At 70.1% G+C, this 14,359-nt stretch carries 11 protein-coding genes; 5 read left to right on the plus strand and 6 right to left on the minus strand.

The annotated features are described in order from the left end of the window. The first annotated feature begins 2 nt into the window (after nucleotides 1-2). Complete coding sequence (locus ABD708_RS14965; protein ID WP_344755870.1) at nucleotides 3-1,010, plus strand: NADPH:quinone reductase; 1,008 nt, start codon at nucleotides 3-5, stop codon at nucleotides 1,008-1,010. A gap of 7 nt (nucleotides 1,011-1,017) precedes the next feature. Here the strand turns inward: ABD708_RS14965 and ABD708_RS14970 are convergent, their stop codons facing one another. From ABD708_RS14970 to ABD708_RS14980, 3 genes are read right to left on the minus strand one after another with little or no spacing between them, the layout of a single operon-like run. Continuing rightward, on the minus strand, nucleotides 1,018-1,923 hold the full coding sequence (locus ABD708_RS14970; protein WP_344755872.1) for a carbohydrate ABC transporter permease: 906 nt from the start codon (nucleotides 1,921-1,923) through the stop codon (nucleotides 1,018-1,020). A gap of 1 nt (nucleotide 1,924) precedes the next feature. Beyond that, the gene (locus ABD708_RS14975; RefSeq protein WP_344755874.1) at nucleotides 1,925-2,890 is read right to left on the minus strand and encodes a carbohydrate ABC transporter permease; all 966 of its coding nucleotides are present in this window, start codon (nucleotides 2,888-2,890) and stop codon (nucleotides 1,925-1,927) included. Nucleotides 2,891-2,911: 21 nt separating this feature from the next. Beyond that, nucleotides 2,912-4,252, minus strand: coding sequence for an extracellular solute-binding protein (locus ABD708_RS14980; RefSeq protein WP_344755876.1), 1,341 nt, complete (start codon nucleotides 4,250-4,252; stop codon nucleotides 2,912-2,914). 114 nt (nucleotides 4,253-4,366) lie between these two features. Here ABD708_RS14980 and ABD708_RS14985 point away from each other — a divergent pair, with 114 nt between their 5' ends. Further along, nucleotides 4,367-5,371 (plus strand): LacI family DNA-binding transcriptional regulator, encoded by a 1,005-nt coding sequence (locus ABD708_RS14985; RefSeq protein ID WP_344755878.1) that lies wholly within the window; start codon nucleotides 4,367-4,369, stop codon nucleotides 5,369-5,371. A gap of 45 nt (nucleotides 5,372-5,416) precedes the next feature. Further along, entirely contained in the window at nucleotides 5,417-6,961 is a 1,545-nt protein-coding gene (gene arfA, locus ABD708_RS14990; RefSeq protein WP_344755880.1) for an arabinosylfuranosidase ArfA, read from the plus strand. 18 nt (nucleotides 6,962-6,979) lie between these two features. On the opposite strand, the gene ABD708_RS14995 is transcribed toward arfA, so the two are convergent. Continuing rightward, entirely contained in the window at nucleotides 6,980-8,707 is a 1,728-nt protein-coding gene (locus ABD708_RS14995) for an esterase-like activity of phytase family protein (protein ID WP_344755882.1), read from the minus strand. A gap of 59 nt (nucleotides 8,708-8,766) precedes the next feature. Here ABD708_RS14995 and ABD708_RS15000 point away from each other — a divergent pair, with 59 nt between their 5' ends. Together ABD708_RS15000 and ABD708_RS15005 are read left to right on the plus strand one after the other, a co-directional pair. After that, on the plus strand, nucleotides 8,767-9,447 hold the full coding sequence (locus ABD708_RS15000) for a ThuA domain-containing protein (RefSeq protein WP_344755884.1): 681 nt from the start codon (nucleotides 8,767-8,769) through the stop codon (nucleotides 9,445-9,447). Nucleotides 9,448-9,460: 13 nt separating this feature from the next. Beyond that, nucleotides 9,461-10,369, plus strand: coding sequence for a LysM domain-containing protein (locus ABD708_RS15005; protein ID WP_344755885.1), 909 nt, complete (start codon nucleotides 9,461-9,463; stop codon nucleotides 10,367-10,369). 16 nt (nucleotides 10,370-10,385) lie between these two features. Here the strand turns inward: ABD708_RS15005 and ABD708_RS15010 are convergent, their stop codons facing one another. Both ABD708_RS15010 and malQ read right to left on the minus strand, forming a co-directional pair. Beyond that, nucleotides 10,386-12,221, minus strand: coding sequence for an SLC13 family permease (locus ABD708_RS15010; RefSeq protein WP_344755887.1), 1,836 nt, complete (start codon nucleotides 12,219-12,221; stop codon nucleotides 10,386-10,388). Further along, nucleotides 12,218-14,335: a 4-alpha-glucanotransferase gene (gene malQ, locus ABD708_RS15015; protein ID WP_344755889.1), complete on the minus strand. Its 2,118-nt coding sequence runs from the start codon at nucleotides 14,333-14,335 to the stop codon at nucleotides 12,218-12,220. Before malQ ends, ABD708_RS15010 begins: the two co-directional genes overlap by 4 nt. Nucleotides 14,336-14,359 lie beyond the last annotated feature (24 nt).

The following is a 14,359-nucleotide window of genomic DNA, read 5'->3' on the forward strand; positions in this document are numbered from 1 at the left end:
TTGTGCGCGCGATCGTCTACACCGAGAAGGGGCCGTCCAGCGTTCTGAGGCTCGTCGACCGGCCGGTTCCCGAGCCGGGCGTCGGCGAGGCGCGGGTGAAGGTCGTCGTGAGCGGGGTGAACCCGACGGACGTGAAGAGCCGCTCGGGTGGGGCCTCGCGCGGCAACTTCGCCGAGGTCACGCCGGGGCAGGACGGCGCGGGCGTCGTCGACGCCGTCGGCCTCGGGGTGGACGGGCTCGAGGTCGGTGACCGGGTGTGGCTCTTCCTCGCCCAGCACGGGCAGCCATACGGAACCTCGGCCGAGTACGTCACCGTGCCGGCGAGCCGAGCGGTGCGCCTGCCCGAGACCGCCAGCCTCGAGCTCGGCGCCGCCCTCGGCGTGCCGGCGATCACGGCGCACCGCGCGCTCACCTCCGGGCCCGTCGCGCGCCTGTCCCCCGGCTCCCTCACGGGGCTGCACGTGCTCGTGCAGGGCGGCGCAGGGGCGGTGGGGAACGCCGCGATCCAGCTGGCGCGCTGGGCCGGGGCATCCGTCATCGCCACGGTCAGCAGCGAGGAGAAGGCGGAGCTCGCGCGTGCGGCAGGCGCGCACCACGTGGTGGATTACCGGCACACGGATGCCGCCGCAGGCATCCGCGCCGCCGCGCCGGACGGCGTCGACCTAATCGTCGAGGTGGCCCCGGCTGTGAACAACGCGCTCGACCAGCAGGTCGCGAAGACCGGCGCGACGATCGCGTTCTATGCGAACAACGGCGGCGAGCAGCTCATCCTCGACATCCGCCCCACGTTCTCGCTCGGGCTGCGCTACCAGGGCCTGCTGCTCTACACGCTGCCCGGTGAGCTGCTCGAGGCGGCGGTCGCCGACGTGAGCGCCGCCGTCGCCGCGGGGGCGCTGCGCGTCGGCGAGGAGTACGGCCTGCCGCTCATCCGCTTCCCGCTCGCCGAGACCGCCGCCGCGCACGACGCGGTCGACGCCGGCGCGATCGGCAAGGTGCTCGTCGAGCCCTGACGCGGGCTCAGCCCTTGAGCCCGCTGCCCGTGACGCCCTCCACGATCTGCCGTTGGAAGATCAAGTACAGGATGATGAGCGGCAGCGCCGCGAGGATCGCACCGGCCTGGATGTCGGCGTAGCGCTGGCCGAAGCTCGACTGCACCGTCGCGAGGCCGACCGGGATCGTCATCAGGTTCGGGTTCGAGAGCACGAACAGCGGCAGCAGCAGGTTGTTCCACACCCCGACGAAGGTGAGGATCGACACGGCCGCGATGACCGGCCGCGACAGCGGCAGGACGAGCGACCAGAACACCTGCCAGCGGTTGGCGCCGTCGATGCGCGCCGCCTCCTCCATCTCGGCGGGGATGCCGTCGAAGAACTGCTTGAAGATGAACACCGCGATCACGGCCGGCACCTGCGGGAAGATCACCGACCAGTAGGTGTTCAGCAGCGACATCCAGTTCAGCATCTGGAAGATCGGAACGATCAGCACCTGGGTCGGGATCATGATGCCGAGGATCACGAGCAGGAACGTCACGTTCCGCCCCCGGAAGCGGAGGCGCGACAGCGCATATGCCGCCATGGAGGCGAAGAGCACGGTCAGGAACGCCGTGATCACCGAGGTGATGCCGCTCGCGAGGTACCAGTTCCAGATGTCCCCGGCTTGGAAGAACGAGGCGAAGGAGTGCAGCGTCGGATTCCAGTGCTGCAGGATCGCCTGCGCGCCGAGCGCCGCGACGCCGTTGTCGGTGAGCGAGGTCTTCAGGGCGAACAGGCTGGGGATCAGCCAGATGATCGCGAACACGACCAGCACGATCACCGAGACGACCTGGAAGGTCTTCCCGCTTGTGCCGATGCGTGCTCCTGTGGAGTGCGGCGCCGCCCCAGAGACGTAGGAGCGCCGGCGGCCGGTTGCTGTGGTCGTGGTCATCTCACGCCTCCCTTCGTGCCGCAGAGCGGTCGAACAGCTGCCGGATGACGGCGACAGCCACGATGACGATGAAGAGCAGGACAGAGGCGGCGGATGCCGCACCGACGCGGTTGTCGGTGAAGGCTGTTCCTGTAACGAGCCCGAGGGCCACCTGGGTCGAGATGCCCGGCCCGCCGCTCGTCATCAGGTACACCTGGTCGAAGATCTTCAGGCTCGCGATGATCTGCAGCAGGATGACGAGCGTCGTCGTGCGGCCGAGCAGCGGCAGTGTGATGTGCCGGATCTGCGCCCAGTTCGACGCGCCGTCGACGGCGGCGGCCTCGTACAGCTCGCGCGGGATGTCCTGCAGACCGGCGAGGTAGAGCACGAAGTTGAATCCGAGCGTCCACCACACGGTGGCGATGGCGATGCCGATCATCGCCGTGTTCGGATTCGCGAGGATGCCGTTCCCCGGCGTCATGCCGAGCAGCTGCTGCAGATACGCCCACAGGCCCGTCGCCGGAGTGAACACGAACACCCAGATGAGCGAGATGGTCGCACTCGGCAGGATGAACGGCAGGAAGAACGCCAGCCGGAAGAACCACTGCCCGTGGCGCAGTCGGTTGGTCAGCACGGCGAAGACGAACGCGAAGATCACGAGCGGCGGCGTCGTGTAGATCGTGAACTGGAGCGTATGCCACATGGCGCTCCAGAAGTCGGGCCTGGTGAGCATCTCGGCGTAGTTCGCGAACCCGGCGAACGAGCCAAGGTCGGTGTGCACCAGGGAGGTGTTGAAGAAGCTCGCGACGATCATGTAGATCGTCGGGCCGATGAGGAACACCAGGTAGAAGACACCGAACGGCGCCAGGAAGAGCCACCCGCTGCGGCCGTCGCCGCGACGCAGGGGCGAGATGGAGCGAGGGGCGGATGCCGAGCGGGTCGCACGCGGCTTGATGAGCGCGGCCGCAGGCGCTTGGGCGGTGGTCACGTCGTTGTACCTCCGGGGGGTCTAAAGGGGACTCGGGGTGTTCAGGTAGATCGCCAGCTGGCTCGTGATCGACTGGCGGGCCTGGGCGGGTGAGGCGACGCCCTGCTGCACGAGCCCGAGCTCGGCGCCGACGATGCCCTCGAAGGTCGAGCCGGAGCCGCCGTACCAGGCGGGGTCGTCGTAGACCGCGTGGCTCGCCGCCGACGCATAGTGCGCCTGCGGCTCGAGCTTCTTGTACGCGGCGCTGTCGGCGATCGGCAGATAGGCGGGCACGTGACCGCCCTGGGCCCAGGTCATGCTCTGGTCGAGCATCGACTTGATGAATCCCATCACCTGCTTCTTCTGCTCGGGCGTCCTGTCCTTCTTCGGCAGGACGAAGGTGTGCGAGTCGGCCTGCGACGCGGGCTTGTCGTACAGCGTCGGCACGGGCGCCATGTCGAACTTGAGGCCCTTCACGAGCTGTGCCGTCGTGATCTCCCACTCCCCCTCGAGGTACATGCCCGCCTTGCCGGTGAACATGTACGACTGCGCCGTGCCGTAGTCGAGGCCGCTGTTGAGCCACCCCTTCTTGACCCAGCTCTGGATGCGCGAGGTGACGTCCTCGAAGACATCCCAGTTCACGGTGAGCTTCGACCCGTTGTCGGAGAGGAACGGCGTGGCGTCCGTGTGCTGGTTGTAGAGCGTCGTGAAGACGCGCCAGGGTGTCGCGGTCTCGCCCGCGACGTTGGCGACGGTGATCGCCGGCCCCTTGGTCACCTTGCTGATCGCGGCGAGGGCGGCCTCGAATGTCTCCATGGAGTCGAGGGCGACGATCTGGCCGTCGCCGCCGAGCAGGCCCGCCTTCTGCACCACGTCGAGGTTGTAGAACATCACGAGCGGGTGCGTGTCGAGCGGGATCGCGATGGTGTGCCCGTCGGTCTTCTGCGCCTTCCACGGCGCCGGGCTGAAGTCGTCGGGGCTGAGCCCGACGAGCGCCAGGTCGTCGTCGGTGATGGGATCGAGGATGCCGCCCTCCCAGAGCGGCTTCGCCCGCGTCAGGTGGGCGACCGCCACGTCCGGCGGCTTGTGGCCCACCGTCGAGAGCGTCACCTTCGAGTAGTACGGATTCCCCCAGGTGAAGACCGTCGACTGGAGCGAGCTCGCCCCGCCGTGCGCCTTCTGGTAGCCCGCCTCCATCGCCTGCATGCGGCTGCCGTCGCCGCCGCCGAACAGGTTCCAGTAGACCAGCGTGCGCGGGTCGAGCTGGGCGCCGGCGAGGCCGGCGGAGAGGGGCCCGGCGCACGCGGCGAGTGCCGGGAGGGTGAGCCCGGCGAGACCCGCGGCGAGGAAGCTCCGCCGTGAGAGTCCCGGTGATGTCGCCATCTCGACCTCCTTGTCATGTGGCAGTGCAGCGAGCATTACATCGTTGGAATCGGAGCGCAAGAGCCTGATCCGCCCCGATATGCTCGTGCCAGGATGCGTGCAACGGTACGGGACGTGGCCGCCCTCGCCGGGGTGTCGCCCAAGACGGTCTCGAACGTGATCAACGGCGTCGTTCCCGTGCGCGCCGAGACGCGCGAGCGCGTGGAATCCGCACTCGCCGAGCTCGACTACGTGCCCAACATGTCGGCCCGTGGCCTGCGCAACGGCCGCTCGGGCAACATCGCGCTCGCCCTTCCCGACCTCAGCACCGCCTACTCCGCTGAGCTCGCGCGCAGCTTCGTCGAGCTCGCCCACGAGCGGGGCTGGGCGATCCAGCTGGAGCAGAGCGGAAACGACCCGCACCGCGAGGTCGAGCTCGTCTCGCGGGCCCGGACGCACCTCATCGACGGGCTGATCCTCAACCCCACTCTGCTGTCGAAGAGCGTCGTCGCCGGCACGGCCGAGCTGCCGCCCACCGTCGTCATCGGCGAGGTCGAGCCGTACGGCGTCGACCAGGTGCACGTCGACAGCCAGGGGGCGGCGCGCGAGATGACCGAACACCTTCTCGCGACCGGTCACCGGCACATCGCGATCATGGGCGGCTCGGACGAGCGCTGGCGCTCGGCGACGAGCCTGCTGCGCATGCAGGGGCACCGCGAGGCGCTCGAGGCGGCGGGCCTCGCTGTCGATCCTGCGCTGAACCTCGTCGCCACGCAGTGGACGCCCGCGGCCGCGGCATCCGAGCTCTCCGCTTTTCTCGATCGCCTCGACCGCACCGGCGGCGCGCTGCCCGATGCGGTGTTCTGCTTCACCGACGCGATGGCGCTCGGCGTGCTGCACGTGCTCGCGAAGCGCGGCATCCGCGTGCCGCGGGACATGTCGGTCGCCGGCTTCGACGACATTGACGAGGCCGCGTTCGCGATCCCCGCCCTGACGACCGTCGGCTTCGACAAGCGCGCCATCGCCGATGCCGCGCTCAGCGCCCTCGCGCGCCGCATCGCCGACTCGCACGCACCGGCGTCCGACATCGTGATCCCGCATCGGCTGGTGCACCGGGACAGCGTTGCGCAGCGCGAGTAGGCGCCGGACTTGCCCTCGCCATTACAACGATGTAAAAATCGGCGCATGACTTCTGCGCGCATCATTGTCGACCGCGATTTCACCGTAGGGCCGGTGCCCAGGCGGCTGTTCGGCTCGTTCGTCGAGCACATGGGGCGGTGCGTGTACACGGGCATCTTCGAGCCAGGCCACCCCGCGGCCGACGAGCGCGGATACCGCCGTGACGTGCTCGACCTCACCCGTGAGCTGGGCGTGTCGATCGTGCGCTACCCGGGCGGCAACTTCGTCTCGGGCTACCGCTGGGAGGACGGCATCGGGCCCGTCGAGGAGCGCCCGCGGCGCCTCGACGGCGCCTGGCACACGGTCGAGACCAACGCCTTCGGCCTGCACGAGTTCGCCGGCTGGGCCAAGGAGGCCGGCGTCGAGGTGATGGAGGCGATCAACCTCGGCACCCGCGGCGTTGAGGAGGCGCGGGCGCTCGTCGAGTACGCGAACCACCCCGGCGGCACCTACTGGTCCGACCTCAGGGTGAAGAACGGCGCGAAGGACCCCTTCGGCATCAAGGTCTGGAACCTCGGCAACGAGCTCGACGGCCCATGGCAGATCGGGCACAAGACGGCCGACGAGTACGGCAGGCTCGCGCAGGAATCCGCCAAGGCCATGAAGCTCGTCGACCCGTCGATCGAGGTCGTCGCGGTCGGCTCGTCCGGCCGCAACATGCCGACCTTCGGCGAGTGGGAGCACACGGTGCTCTCGCACGCCTACGACGAGGTCGACTACGTCTCGATGCACGCCTACTACCAGGAGCACGAGGGCGACGCACTGTCGTTCCTCGCGAGCTCGAACGACATGGACGCGTTCATCGACGAGGTCGTCGCGACGGTCGACGCCGTGAAGGCCAAGCGCAAGTCGGCGAAGACCGTGAACCTCTCCTTCGACGAGTGGAACGTCTGGTACCAGGTCGGCCTCGACACGGAGGACCAGCCGCACGTCGTCGAGGAGCGCGGCGTCTGGCGCGAGCACCCGCGCCTCATCGAGGACACCTACAACGTGACGGATGCCGTGGTCGTCGGCAGCTTCCTCAACTCGCTGCTGCGCCACGGCGACCGCGTCACGATCGCCAACCAGGCGCAGCTCGTCAACGTCATCGCGCCGATCCGCAGCGAGGCGGGCGGGCCGGCGTGGCGGCAGACGATCTTCTGGCCGTTCGCGCGCATGGCAGAGCTGGCGAGCGGTCAGATCCTGCGCACAGCTGCCATGGGCGACCGCTTCGACTCGGCCCGCTACGGCGACGCTCCCGTCGTCGACGCGAGCTCGACCTACGACGAGGAGCGCGGTCGGGTGGCGCTCTTCCTCGCGAACCGCGGGCTCGACGAGGCATCCGACGTCACCGTGTCGCTGCGCGGCCTCGCGGCCAGCGCGATCACGCGCGCCGAGGTGCTCACCGTTCCAGAGGGCGGCGACCGCTTCACCGCGAACACGGAGCAGGCGCAGGATGCCGTCGGCCTGAGGCGCCTCGACGCGGTCGCGATCGACGAGGGCGGCGAGGTGCGCGTCACGCTGCCTGCCCTGTCGTGGGCCGTCGTGGAGCTCGCGGTCGCGAGAGCGTAGCCGCGAGCCCCACTCGGGTCAGCGCACCCGGATCGTCACCGTGACGGTCTTCAGCACCGCCGGCAGCTTCGTCGTGTCGATCTTGAGGATCTCGCCGTTGTCCTCTGCGCCGGTGGCCGGGAGCACCTTCTGGTGCACACCCCAGGTGCCGTCGGCGTCGGGCTGCGGGCTCGCGTCGCCGTTGTTCCCGATGTAGTCGATGCCGAAGTCGTCGTCGTTCGAGAGGTACAGCGTCTTGCCGGCATCCGTCGTCGCCACGCCCTCGACCTTGTCGTGGCCGAACAGCTTGCCCGTCGGGTCGAGCTGGCTGAGCAGCGTGCCCACCTGCACGTACGGCTGCTTCTGCGCGACCTGCACGCCCGCGGCGGTCAGGGTGGCGAGGGCGGTGTTGGTGTCGGATGCCCCCACGAGCGCCTCCGGCGACTTCCCGCCGACGGTGAGTCCGCTCACGTCGGTCGCGCCATTCAGGTCGATCTCGTAGAGGTTCTTGTTCGCGAACGGCTCGAAGTTGCCGTCGCGCTCGTCGACGAGGAACTTCGTGGCCGACAGCGCCGTGATCTCGCTGATCGCATCGCCGGTCGTGCCGGGGTTGTCGAGCAGATAGAGGTACTGGTGCGTCGTGTAGGTGCGGAGGTTGATCGTGACGATGCGCGTGGCCGCCACCTTCGATGCCTTGGTCGAGCCGAGATCGGGCAGCTGCAGCGCCGACTGCATCGCGCCGACGAGGGTCGAGCCGTCCGGAGTGACCGTCAGCCCCTCCATGCCCTTGTTGTTCAGGCGGTCGGCGAGCTCGGCGGGCAGGTATCCGACGATCTTGTGGAACCGGTTGTTCGGGCTGCTCTGATAGGGCGTGAGGCGCCCGATCTCGTAGCCGTTCGCGTCGAAGTGGGTGACGTAGGGGCCGTACTCGTCCGACACCCAGAAGGTGCCGTCGGGCAGGGCGACGAGACCCTCAGAGTCGTATCCGTCGGGGTCCGGTGCAACGGGAACGCCAGTCGTTCCGCTGCTCTTCGCGACGTCGTCGATCGTCTCCTTGGTGTCGGGCTGCGGCGGCCGGCCGCTGTACGGCTGGCCCGTGACGCCCGCCGGGCCCGTGACGTTCTTCGGCCCCTTCAGCGTGATGGTCTTCTGCAGCTCGGCCTTCCCGCCGACAAGCTTGAACTCCCCGATCTGCGGCGTGAACGACGGCAGCGGCTCCGACTTGTTGCCGAGCGGGTCGTCGGCGTTGGGGCCGCGGTCGGTGAGTCCGTAGAACCAGCCGTCGTGACCGGGCACCGGCGCGAGCGACGAGCCGTAGCCCTCACCCGAGATCGAGGTGGTCGTGCCGTTCGGCCCGGCGACGGTCGCAAGCGGCGGGATCGCCGTGCCCTTCGCCGTGGCGTCGCGGAACAGCTGCACGGCATCCGTCGCCGTATAGGTGAAGGTGTCGGTGCCGGTGAAGCCGGCCTTGGGCGTGTAGCTGAAGCTGCCGTCCGCGTTCACGGTGACGGTGCCGTTCGCGGGGTTCGTGTTGCGCACGACGGCGGTGGCGCCGCGATCGTTGCGCAGGACGTTGCCGGTCACGACGCCCCCGTTCACGCGGGCAGAGCCGGAGAACGCATCGGATGCCGCACTGAAGTCGTGCGACGGGACGGAGTTCCAGCCGTTGGCGTTGGCTGCGACGGCGCCTGTGCAGGCGAGGGCTGCGGTGGCGCCGAGCGCGAGAAGGACTCGGGTGCGCCGGCGCGAGGTGGGGGTTCTGCTCATGAATCCGAACCTGTCCCTCGTCGGTGAACGGCGTCTCAACCGATGGTTAACTCGACAGTGTGAGCTCTCGCGCCGTCGTCGTCTCGGGTTCCGGCAGGTACGCCGACCCGTGGCATCCGTTCCCTGAGACCTCGGCACGCATCGCAAGCGTGCTGCACGGCGTCGGCTTCGAGGTCGAGGTGGACGAGAACGTGGATGCCCGGCTCGCCTCCCCCGGCGACGTCGAGCTGCTCGTGCTGAACGTCGGGAACCCGGGCGACTCGCGGGACGAGGCGGCGGATGCCGCGACCAGGGCCGGCCTGCTCGAGTACGTCTCCGCAGGCCGCCCGCTGCTCGTCTCGCACGTGTCGTCGACCTCGTTGCCGGCGGTCCCCGAGTGGGAATCCGTGCTCGGCGGGCTCTGGGTGCGCGGCACGACGTACCACCCGCCGTACGGCAACGCCCACGTCGAGATCGTCGATGACGGGCATCCGATCACCGCCGGCCTCACCGATTTCGAGCTGCACGACGAGCTCTACACGCAGCTCCGGGTCGGCGCCGGCGCGCACGTGCTCGCGCAGCACAGGCTGGACGGCACGGCCCACCCGCTCGTGTGGACCCACCGCTTCGGCGATGCCCCTGTCGTGTATGACGCGCTCGGTCACGACGCTGCGTCGTACGACAGCCCCGAGCACCGCGAACTGCTCGGCCGGGCCGCGATGTGGCTCGTTCGGGTGACAGATGCCGCACCCCGGGCATGACAGGATCGCCGATGTGAGAAAACGCAACTTCGCCGCGATCGGCGTCGCGGCGATGATGCTGCTCACCCTCAGCGGCTGCTTCGCGGCTGGCACGACCCCGGCGAAGCCGAAGCACGCCCACGCGCTGTCCGCCTCGCCGAGCGCGAGCCCGAGCATGACGCCCACCCTGACCGCGCCGCCGACGCCCACCGAGGCGCCGAATCCGGCGATGTCGCACCTCGCGACGCCCGAGCCGGTCTCCACACCCGAGCCGAGCCCCACACTCACTCCCGTTCCGGCCGGAACGGTCGTGGCGCAGGGCGACGTCGCCTCGCCGAAGGGCAGCATCCACTTCCACTATCGGGTGGTCGCGAACGGCGACAACAGCTACGCCGTGCAGTACTCGGGGTTCACGTCGACCGTGCCGGTGCCCGTGTCCGTGACGCTGATCGACATCCCGCCCAGGGTCGGCGACGGGCTCACCTGGCACGGGGTCGCCGACCACGTGCTCGGCGGACCGACCACCTCGGCTGCCTCGGCGTCGTCGGCCTCGCTCGGCGCGATCGGCCAGCCGTCGTACCTGACGACGCTCGTGACCTACTCCTCCGTCGCGTCGGCCGACGGCGTGCCGGTCGAGCTCGGGCCGAACAAGGTGCTCGCCGTGAACACGCTGCACTGGTCGATCCCGGTGCGGCAGTCGAACGTGCACCCGGTCGACGGCGGCCCACGGCAGTTCGCGACCGGCACGGTGACGGCAAAGACCTCGACCGGCGCGCCGCGCAGCTACCGCGTCGCCGCGGGCGATGTCACCTCGGTCGTGGCGGCCCGCTTCGGCATCACGGTCACCGACCTCATCTGGCTCAACAAGAACCTGCAGGTGTTCGGCGACCAGCAGTACCTCTACGCGGACACCACGCTGAACCTGGATCCTGACCGGCTTTGAGCGGCGCAGCGCTGCTCTACGGGTGCAGCGGCAACATCACCGGCACGAGGAACACCGCGACCAGCAGCACGATCACGGTGAACGGCGCGCCCACCTTCACGAAGTCGCCGAAGCGGTAGCGGCCCGGGTCGAGCACGAGTGTGTTCACCGGTGACGAGACGGGTGTGATGAAGGCGGCGGATGCCGCGAGCGCGACGACCATCGCGAACGGATACGGCGACGCGTGCAGGTGCCCCGCGATACCGATCGCGACGGGCGCCATCAGCACCGCGGTGGCCGTGTTGCTGACGAACAGGCCGATCACCGCCGTCACGACGAAGAGCCCTGCGAGGATCACGAGCGGCGCGGCGTGGCCGAGCGCGTCGGCGAGCCCCGAGGCGACCAGGTCGATGCCCCCGGTCTTGTCGAGGGCGAGCGCGAACGGCAGCATGCCGACGATCAGCAGCAGCGTCGGCCAGTGGATCGCGCGATACGCCGAGGGCAGGTCGATGCAGCCGAAGACGCCCATCAGCAAGCACGCGATCAGCGCGGCGATGACGTTCGGCACGAGGCCGGTCACCATGAGCACGATCATCACGGCGAGGCTGAGCAGCGCGAGCGGCGCACGGCTGCCGGCCGGCACGCGCTCCTCGACCTCGACGGGCAGCTCGAGGGCGATGAAGTCGCCCCCCGGGGCGGCCAGGCGCCTGATCGCATCCCAGCTGCCGACGACGAGCAGCGTGTCGCCGAGGCGCAGCCGCTCGTGCGAGACGGCGTGCTCGACGTTCTCGACGCCGTGACGGATGCCGATCACATCGACGTCGTGATCATCGTGCATCCTGAGCTCGGCGACGGTGCGGCCGAGCGCCGCGGAGTTCGGCGGCAGGATGATCTCGGCCAGCCCCAGCTCGCGCGCGCTCTGCACGAGCAGCCCCTCGCCGAGCGGCAGCTCCTCCGCGCCGAGCCGACGCGCGAGCGCCGCGGGGTCTGCGGCATCCTCGACGTCCACGAGCAGCACGTCGCCCGCCTTGATCGTGAACCCCTGCGGCTCGGTGCCGAGTGCGAGCCGCCTCTGGCCCCACCTGCTGCGCTCGACGGCAAGGACACGGATGCCGTGCTGCCGGCGCACCGCCGCGCTGTCCGCCTCCGTGCCGATCAGCGGCGAGCGCCGGCCGACGCGCAGGCGGCGCTCGCGGGCGGCGAGGCCGTACTTCTCGACGAGCGCGGGGAAGGTCGTGCGCTCGCCGGAGTCCGCCGCGTCGGCGGCACCGCCCAGGAACCGCCGCGCGAACAGCATGTAGGCGATGCCCAGGGCGAGGATCACGAGGCCGAAGGGCGTGATCGTGAGGAATCCGAACCCGGCGTGGCCGGCGCGGCGCAGCTCGGCGTCGACCACCAGGTTCGGCGCGGTGGCGATGAGGGTGAGCATGCCGCTGATGAGCGCGGCGAAGCTGAGCGGCATCATGAGCCGGCGCGGCGAGACGCCGAGCCGTTTCGCGATGCTGAGCACGACAGGGATGAAGATCGCGACGACGCCCGTCGAGCTCATCACCGCCCCGAGCACGCCGACGCACACCATGAGCAGCACGAGCAGGCGGGTGCTGCTCGTGCCGGCGGCCCGGGCGAGCCGATCGCCGAGCCGGTAGGTGATGCCCGTGCGCGACAGCGCCTCGCCGACGACGAAGAGCGCCCCGATGAGCACGACGTTCGGGTCGGCGAAGCCGGCGAGCGTCTCGGGCACGGTGAGCACGCCCGTCAGCGGCAGGCCGACGATCATGATCACCGCCACCACGTCCATGCGAGGCCGGCCGATCGCGAACATCGCGATGGCGGCGACCAGTAGCGCCAGGACGATCAGCAGCTGGGGGTTCACCGCCCGCGCACGGCTCCGATCAGCTGCGCCGCGCGCTCGGAGGTGAACACCTTCTCAAGCGGAACGGGCTTGCCCGTGGAATCCGTCAACGGCACGCGCCAGTTCGGGTACTCGTCGACCGAGCCCGGCTGGTTCTGCGTGCGCCGGTCGCCGACCGCATCGGGCAGCGAGAGCGCTCGCAGCCGCGCGGGCGTCTGGGCGAGGAAGCGGTGCACGGCGAGCACGATGTCGTCGTCGCTCGGCTCGAGGTCGGCCGACAGCAGACCGCGCTCGCGCAGCGTCGCGAGCCACACCTCGCGCTCGGCGCGCGTGTCGGCGAGCTCGTCCGCGACGGAGCGGGTGAGCAGCCCGAGCTTCTCGCGCAGCAGCACGTGGTCGCCGGCGAGATAGCTGAGCGACGGCGGAAGGTCGTGAGTGGTGACGGATGCCAGGCACAGCTCGCGCCAGCGCTCGGGAGCGAGCGGCCGGCCGTCGCCGAAGTAGTCGCGCTCGAACCACAGGATGGAGGTGCCGAAGATGCCGCGGCCGGCGAGGTACTCGCGGGTCCACGGCTCGACGACGCCGACATCCTCGCCGACGACGACGGCGCCGGCGCGGTGCGCCTCGAGGCAGAGGATGCCGACGAGGGCCTCGTGGTCGTAGCGCACGTAGGTGCCCTCGGTGGCGGGCCGCCCCTCCGGCACCCACCACAGCCGGAACAGCCCGGCGACGTGGTCCATGCGCACCCCGCCCGAGTGCGTGAGCACGCCGGCGACGATCTCGCGGAACGGCTCGTAGCCCGCCTCGGCGAGCGCGTCGGGCCGCCATGGCGGCTGCCCCCAGCCCTGGCCGGTCTGGCTGTACGCGTCCGGCGGGGCGCCGACGATCATGCCCTGGGCGTAGACCTGCTGCAGCCGCCAGGCGTCGACTCCCCCAGAATCCACGCCGACGGCCAAGTCGTGCATGATGCCGAGCGCCATGCTGTGCCGGCGGGCGGCGGCCTGCGCCTCGTCGAGCTGCTCGCTGGTGAGCCACTGCAGCCAGCGGTGGAAGTCGACCTGCCACTCGTGCTCGCGGGCGAAGTCGGCGACGGCTGGCGAGTCGGGGTCCTGCAGCTCGGCCGGCCACTGCCGCCAGTCGCCGCCGTACTCCGCGGCGAGGGCGCACCAGCGGGCATAGTCCTCGAGGCTGCGGCCGTTCTGCTTCACGAACCACTGGTAGGACGCCTCGCGCCCCGGAGTGCGCGTCACCGCGTGCACGGCTTCGAGCGCGGACCGCTTGAGCTCCCAGCCCGCGTCCCGTTCGACGGTGTCCGACTTCTTGAGCGATTTCGCGAGCTGCTTGCGCGCCTCCTCGTACTGCTTGCGCACCCCGCGCTTGAGTCCGAGCCACTCGGGCACGCGCTCGGGCCGCAGGTACATGGGGTTGGTGAAGCGGCGGGTCACCGGCAGGTACGGCGATGGGGCCATCGGAGTGAGCGGCGCGACGGCGTGCATGGGGTTGACGAGCACGAAATCGGCGTCGTGCTGCGTCGCAGCCCACACGCTCAAATCGCTGAGGTCGGTGAGGTCGCCGGTGGCCCACGAGCCGGCGGAGTGCACGCTGTACAGCTGCACGGCGAGCCCCCACCCCGGTCGTGCGTTGATGCGGCCGGGCAGTTCGAGCCGCGCCGGCGCGACGGCGAGCCGGGTCTCGGCCGTGCGCCCGTCGGAGCTCGCGTGCAGCAGGTGGTAGCCGAGCGGCAGATCGCCGGGGATCTCGAAGGATGCCTCACCGGTGCGCACGCCGTCGACGTCGCGCGGCTCGTTCCAGTTGTCGACCTGGCGCAGCGGCGTGCGCTCGGCGCTGCCTTCGAGTTCGACCCACACCTCGACGGGCGCCCCATCCGGCACGTGCACGGCGACTTGTCCGGCTGTGCCCTGGGTCACGACGACCGCGGGCGGAAGCATCCGTCGCCACGGCGCCAACGCGCGGTCCGCGATCGCGGCTTGCGGGTCGGCAACGTCAGCGCCGAGCGCGGTCAGGATCGCCCGCAGCGTCTCCTCGGCGACCTCGACGTGCTGCCCCTGCCAGTCCCAGTACTCCGTCTGGACGCCGTAGGCGGAGGCGAGCTGGGCGAGATTCGGGTCGGTCACACGCTCATCATGTCAGCGGCGTGT

The sequence above is a fragment of the Gryllotalpicola koreensis genome, from assembly GCF_039538185.1.
GTDB classification, from domain to species: domain Bacteria; phylum Actinomycetota; class Actinomycetes; order Actinomycetales; family Microbacteriaceae; genus Gryllotalpicola; species Gryllotalpicola koreensis.

Bases quoted from the DNA above. Each gene is read 5' to 3' on its own strand.
- ABD708_RS14970 (WP_344755872.1), bottom strand. From the start codon at position 1,923: ATGACCACGACCACAGCAACCGGCCGCCGGCGCTCCTACGTCTCTGGG.
- ABD708_RS14980 (WP_344755876.1), bottom strand. From the start codon at position 4,252: ATGGCGACATCACCGGGACTCTCACGGCGGAGCTTCCTCGCCGCGGGT.
- arfA (WP_344755880.1), top strand. From the start codon at position 5,417: ATGACTTCTGCGCGCATCATTGTCGACCGCGATTTCACCGTAGGGCCG.
- ABD708_RS14995 (WP_344755882.1), bottom strand. From the start codon at position 8,707: ATGAGCAGAACCCCCACCTCGCGCCGGCGCACCCGAGTCCTTCTCGCG.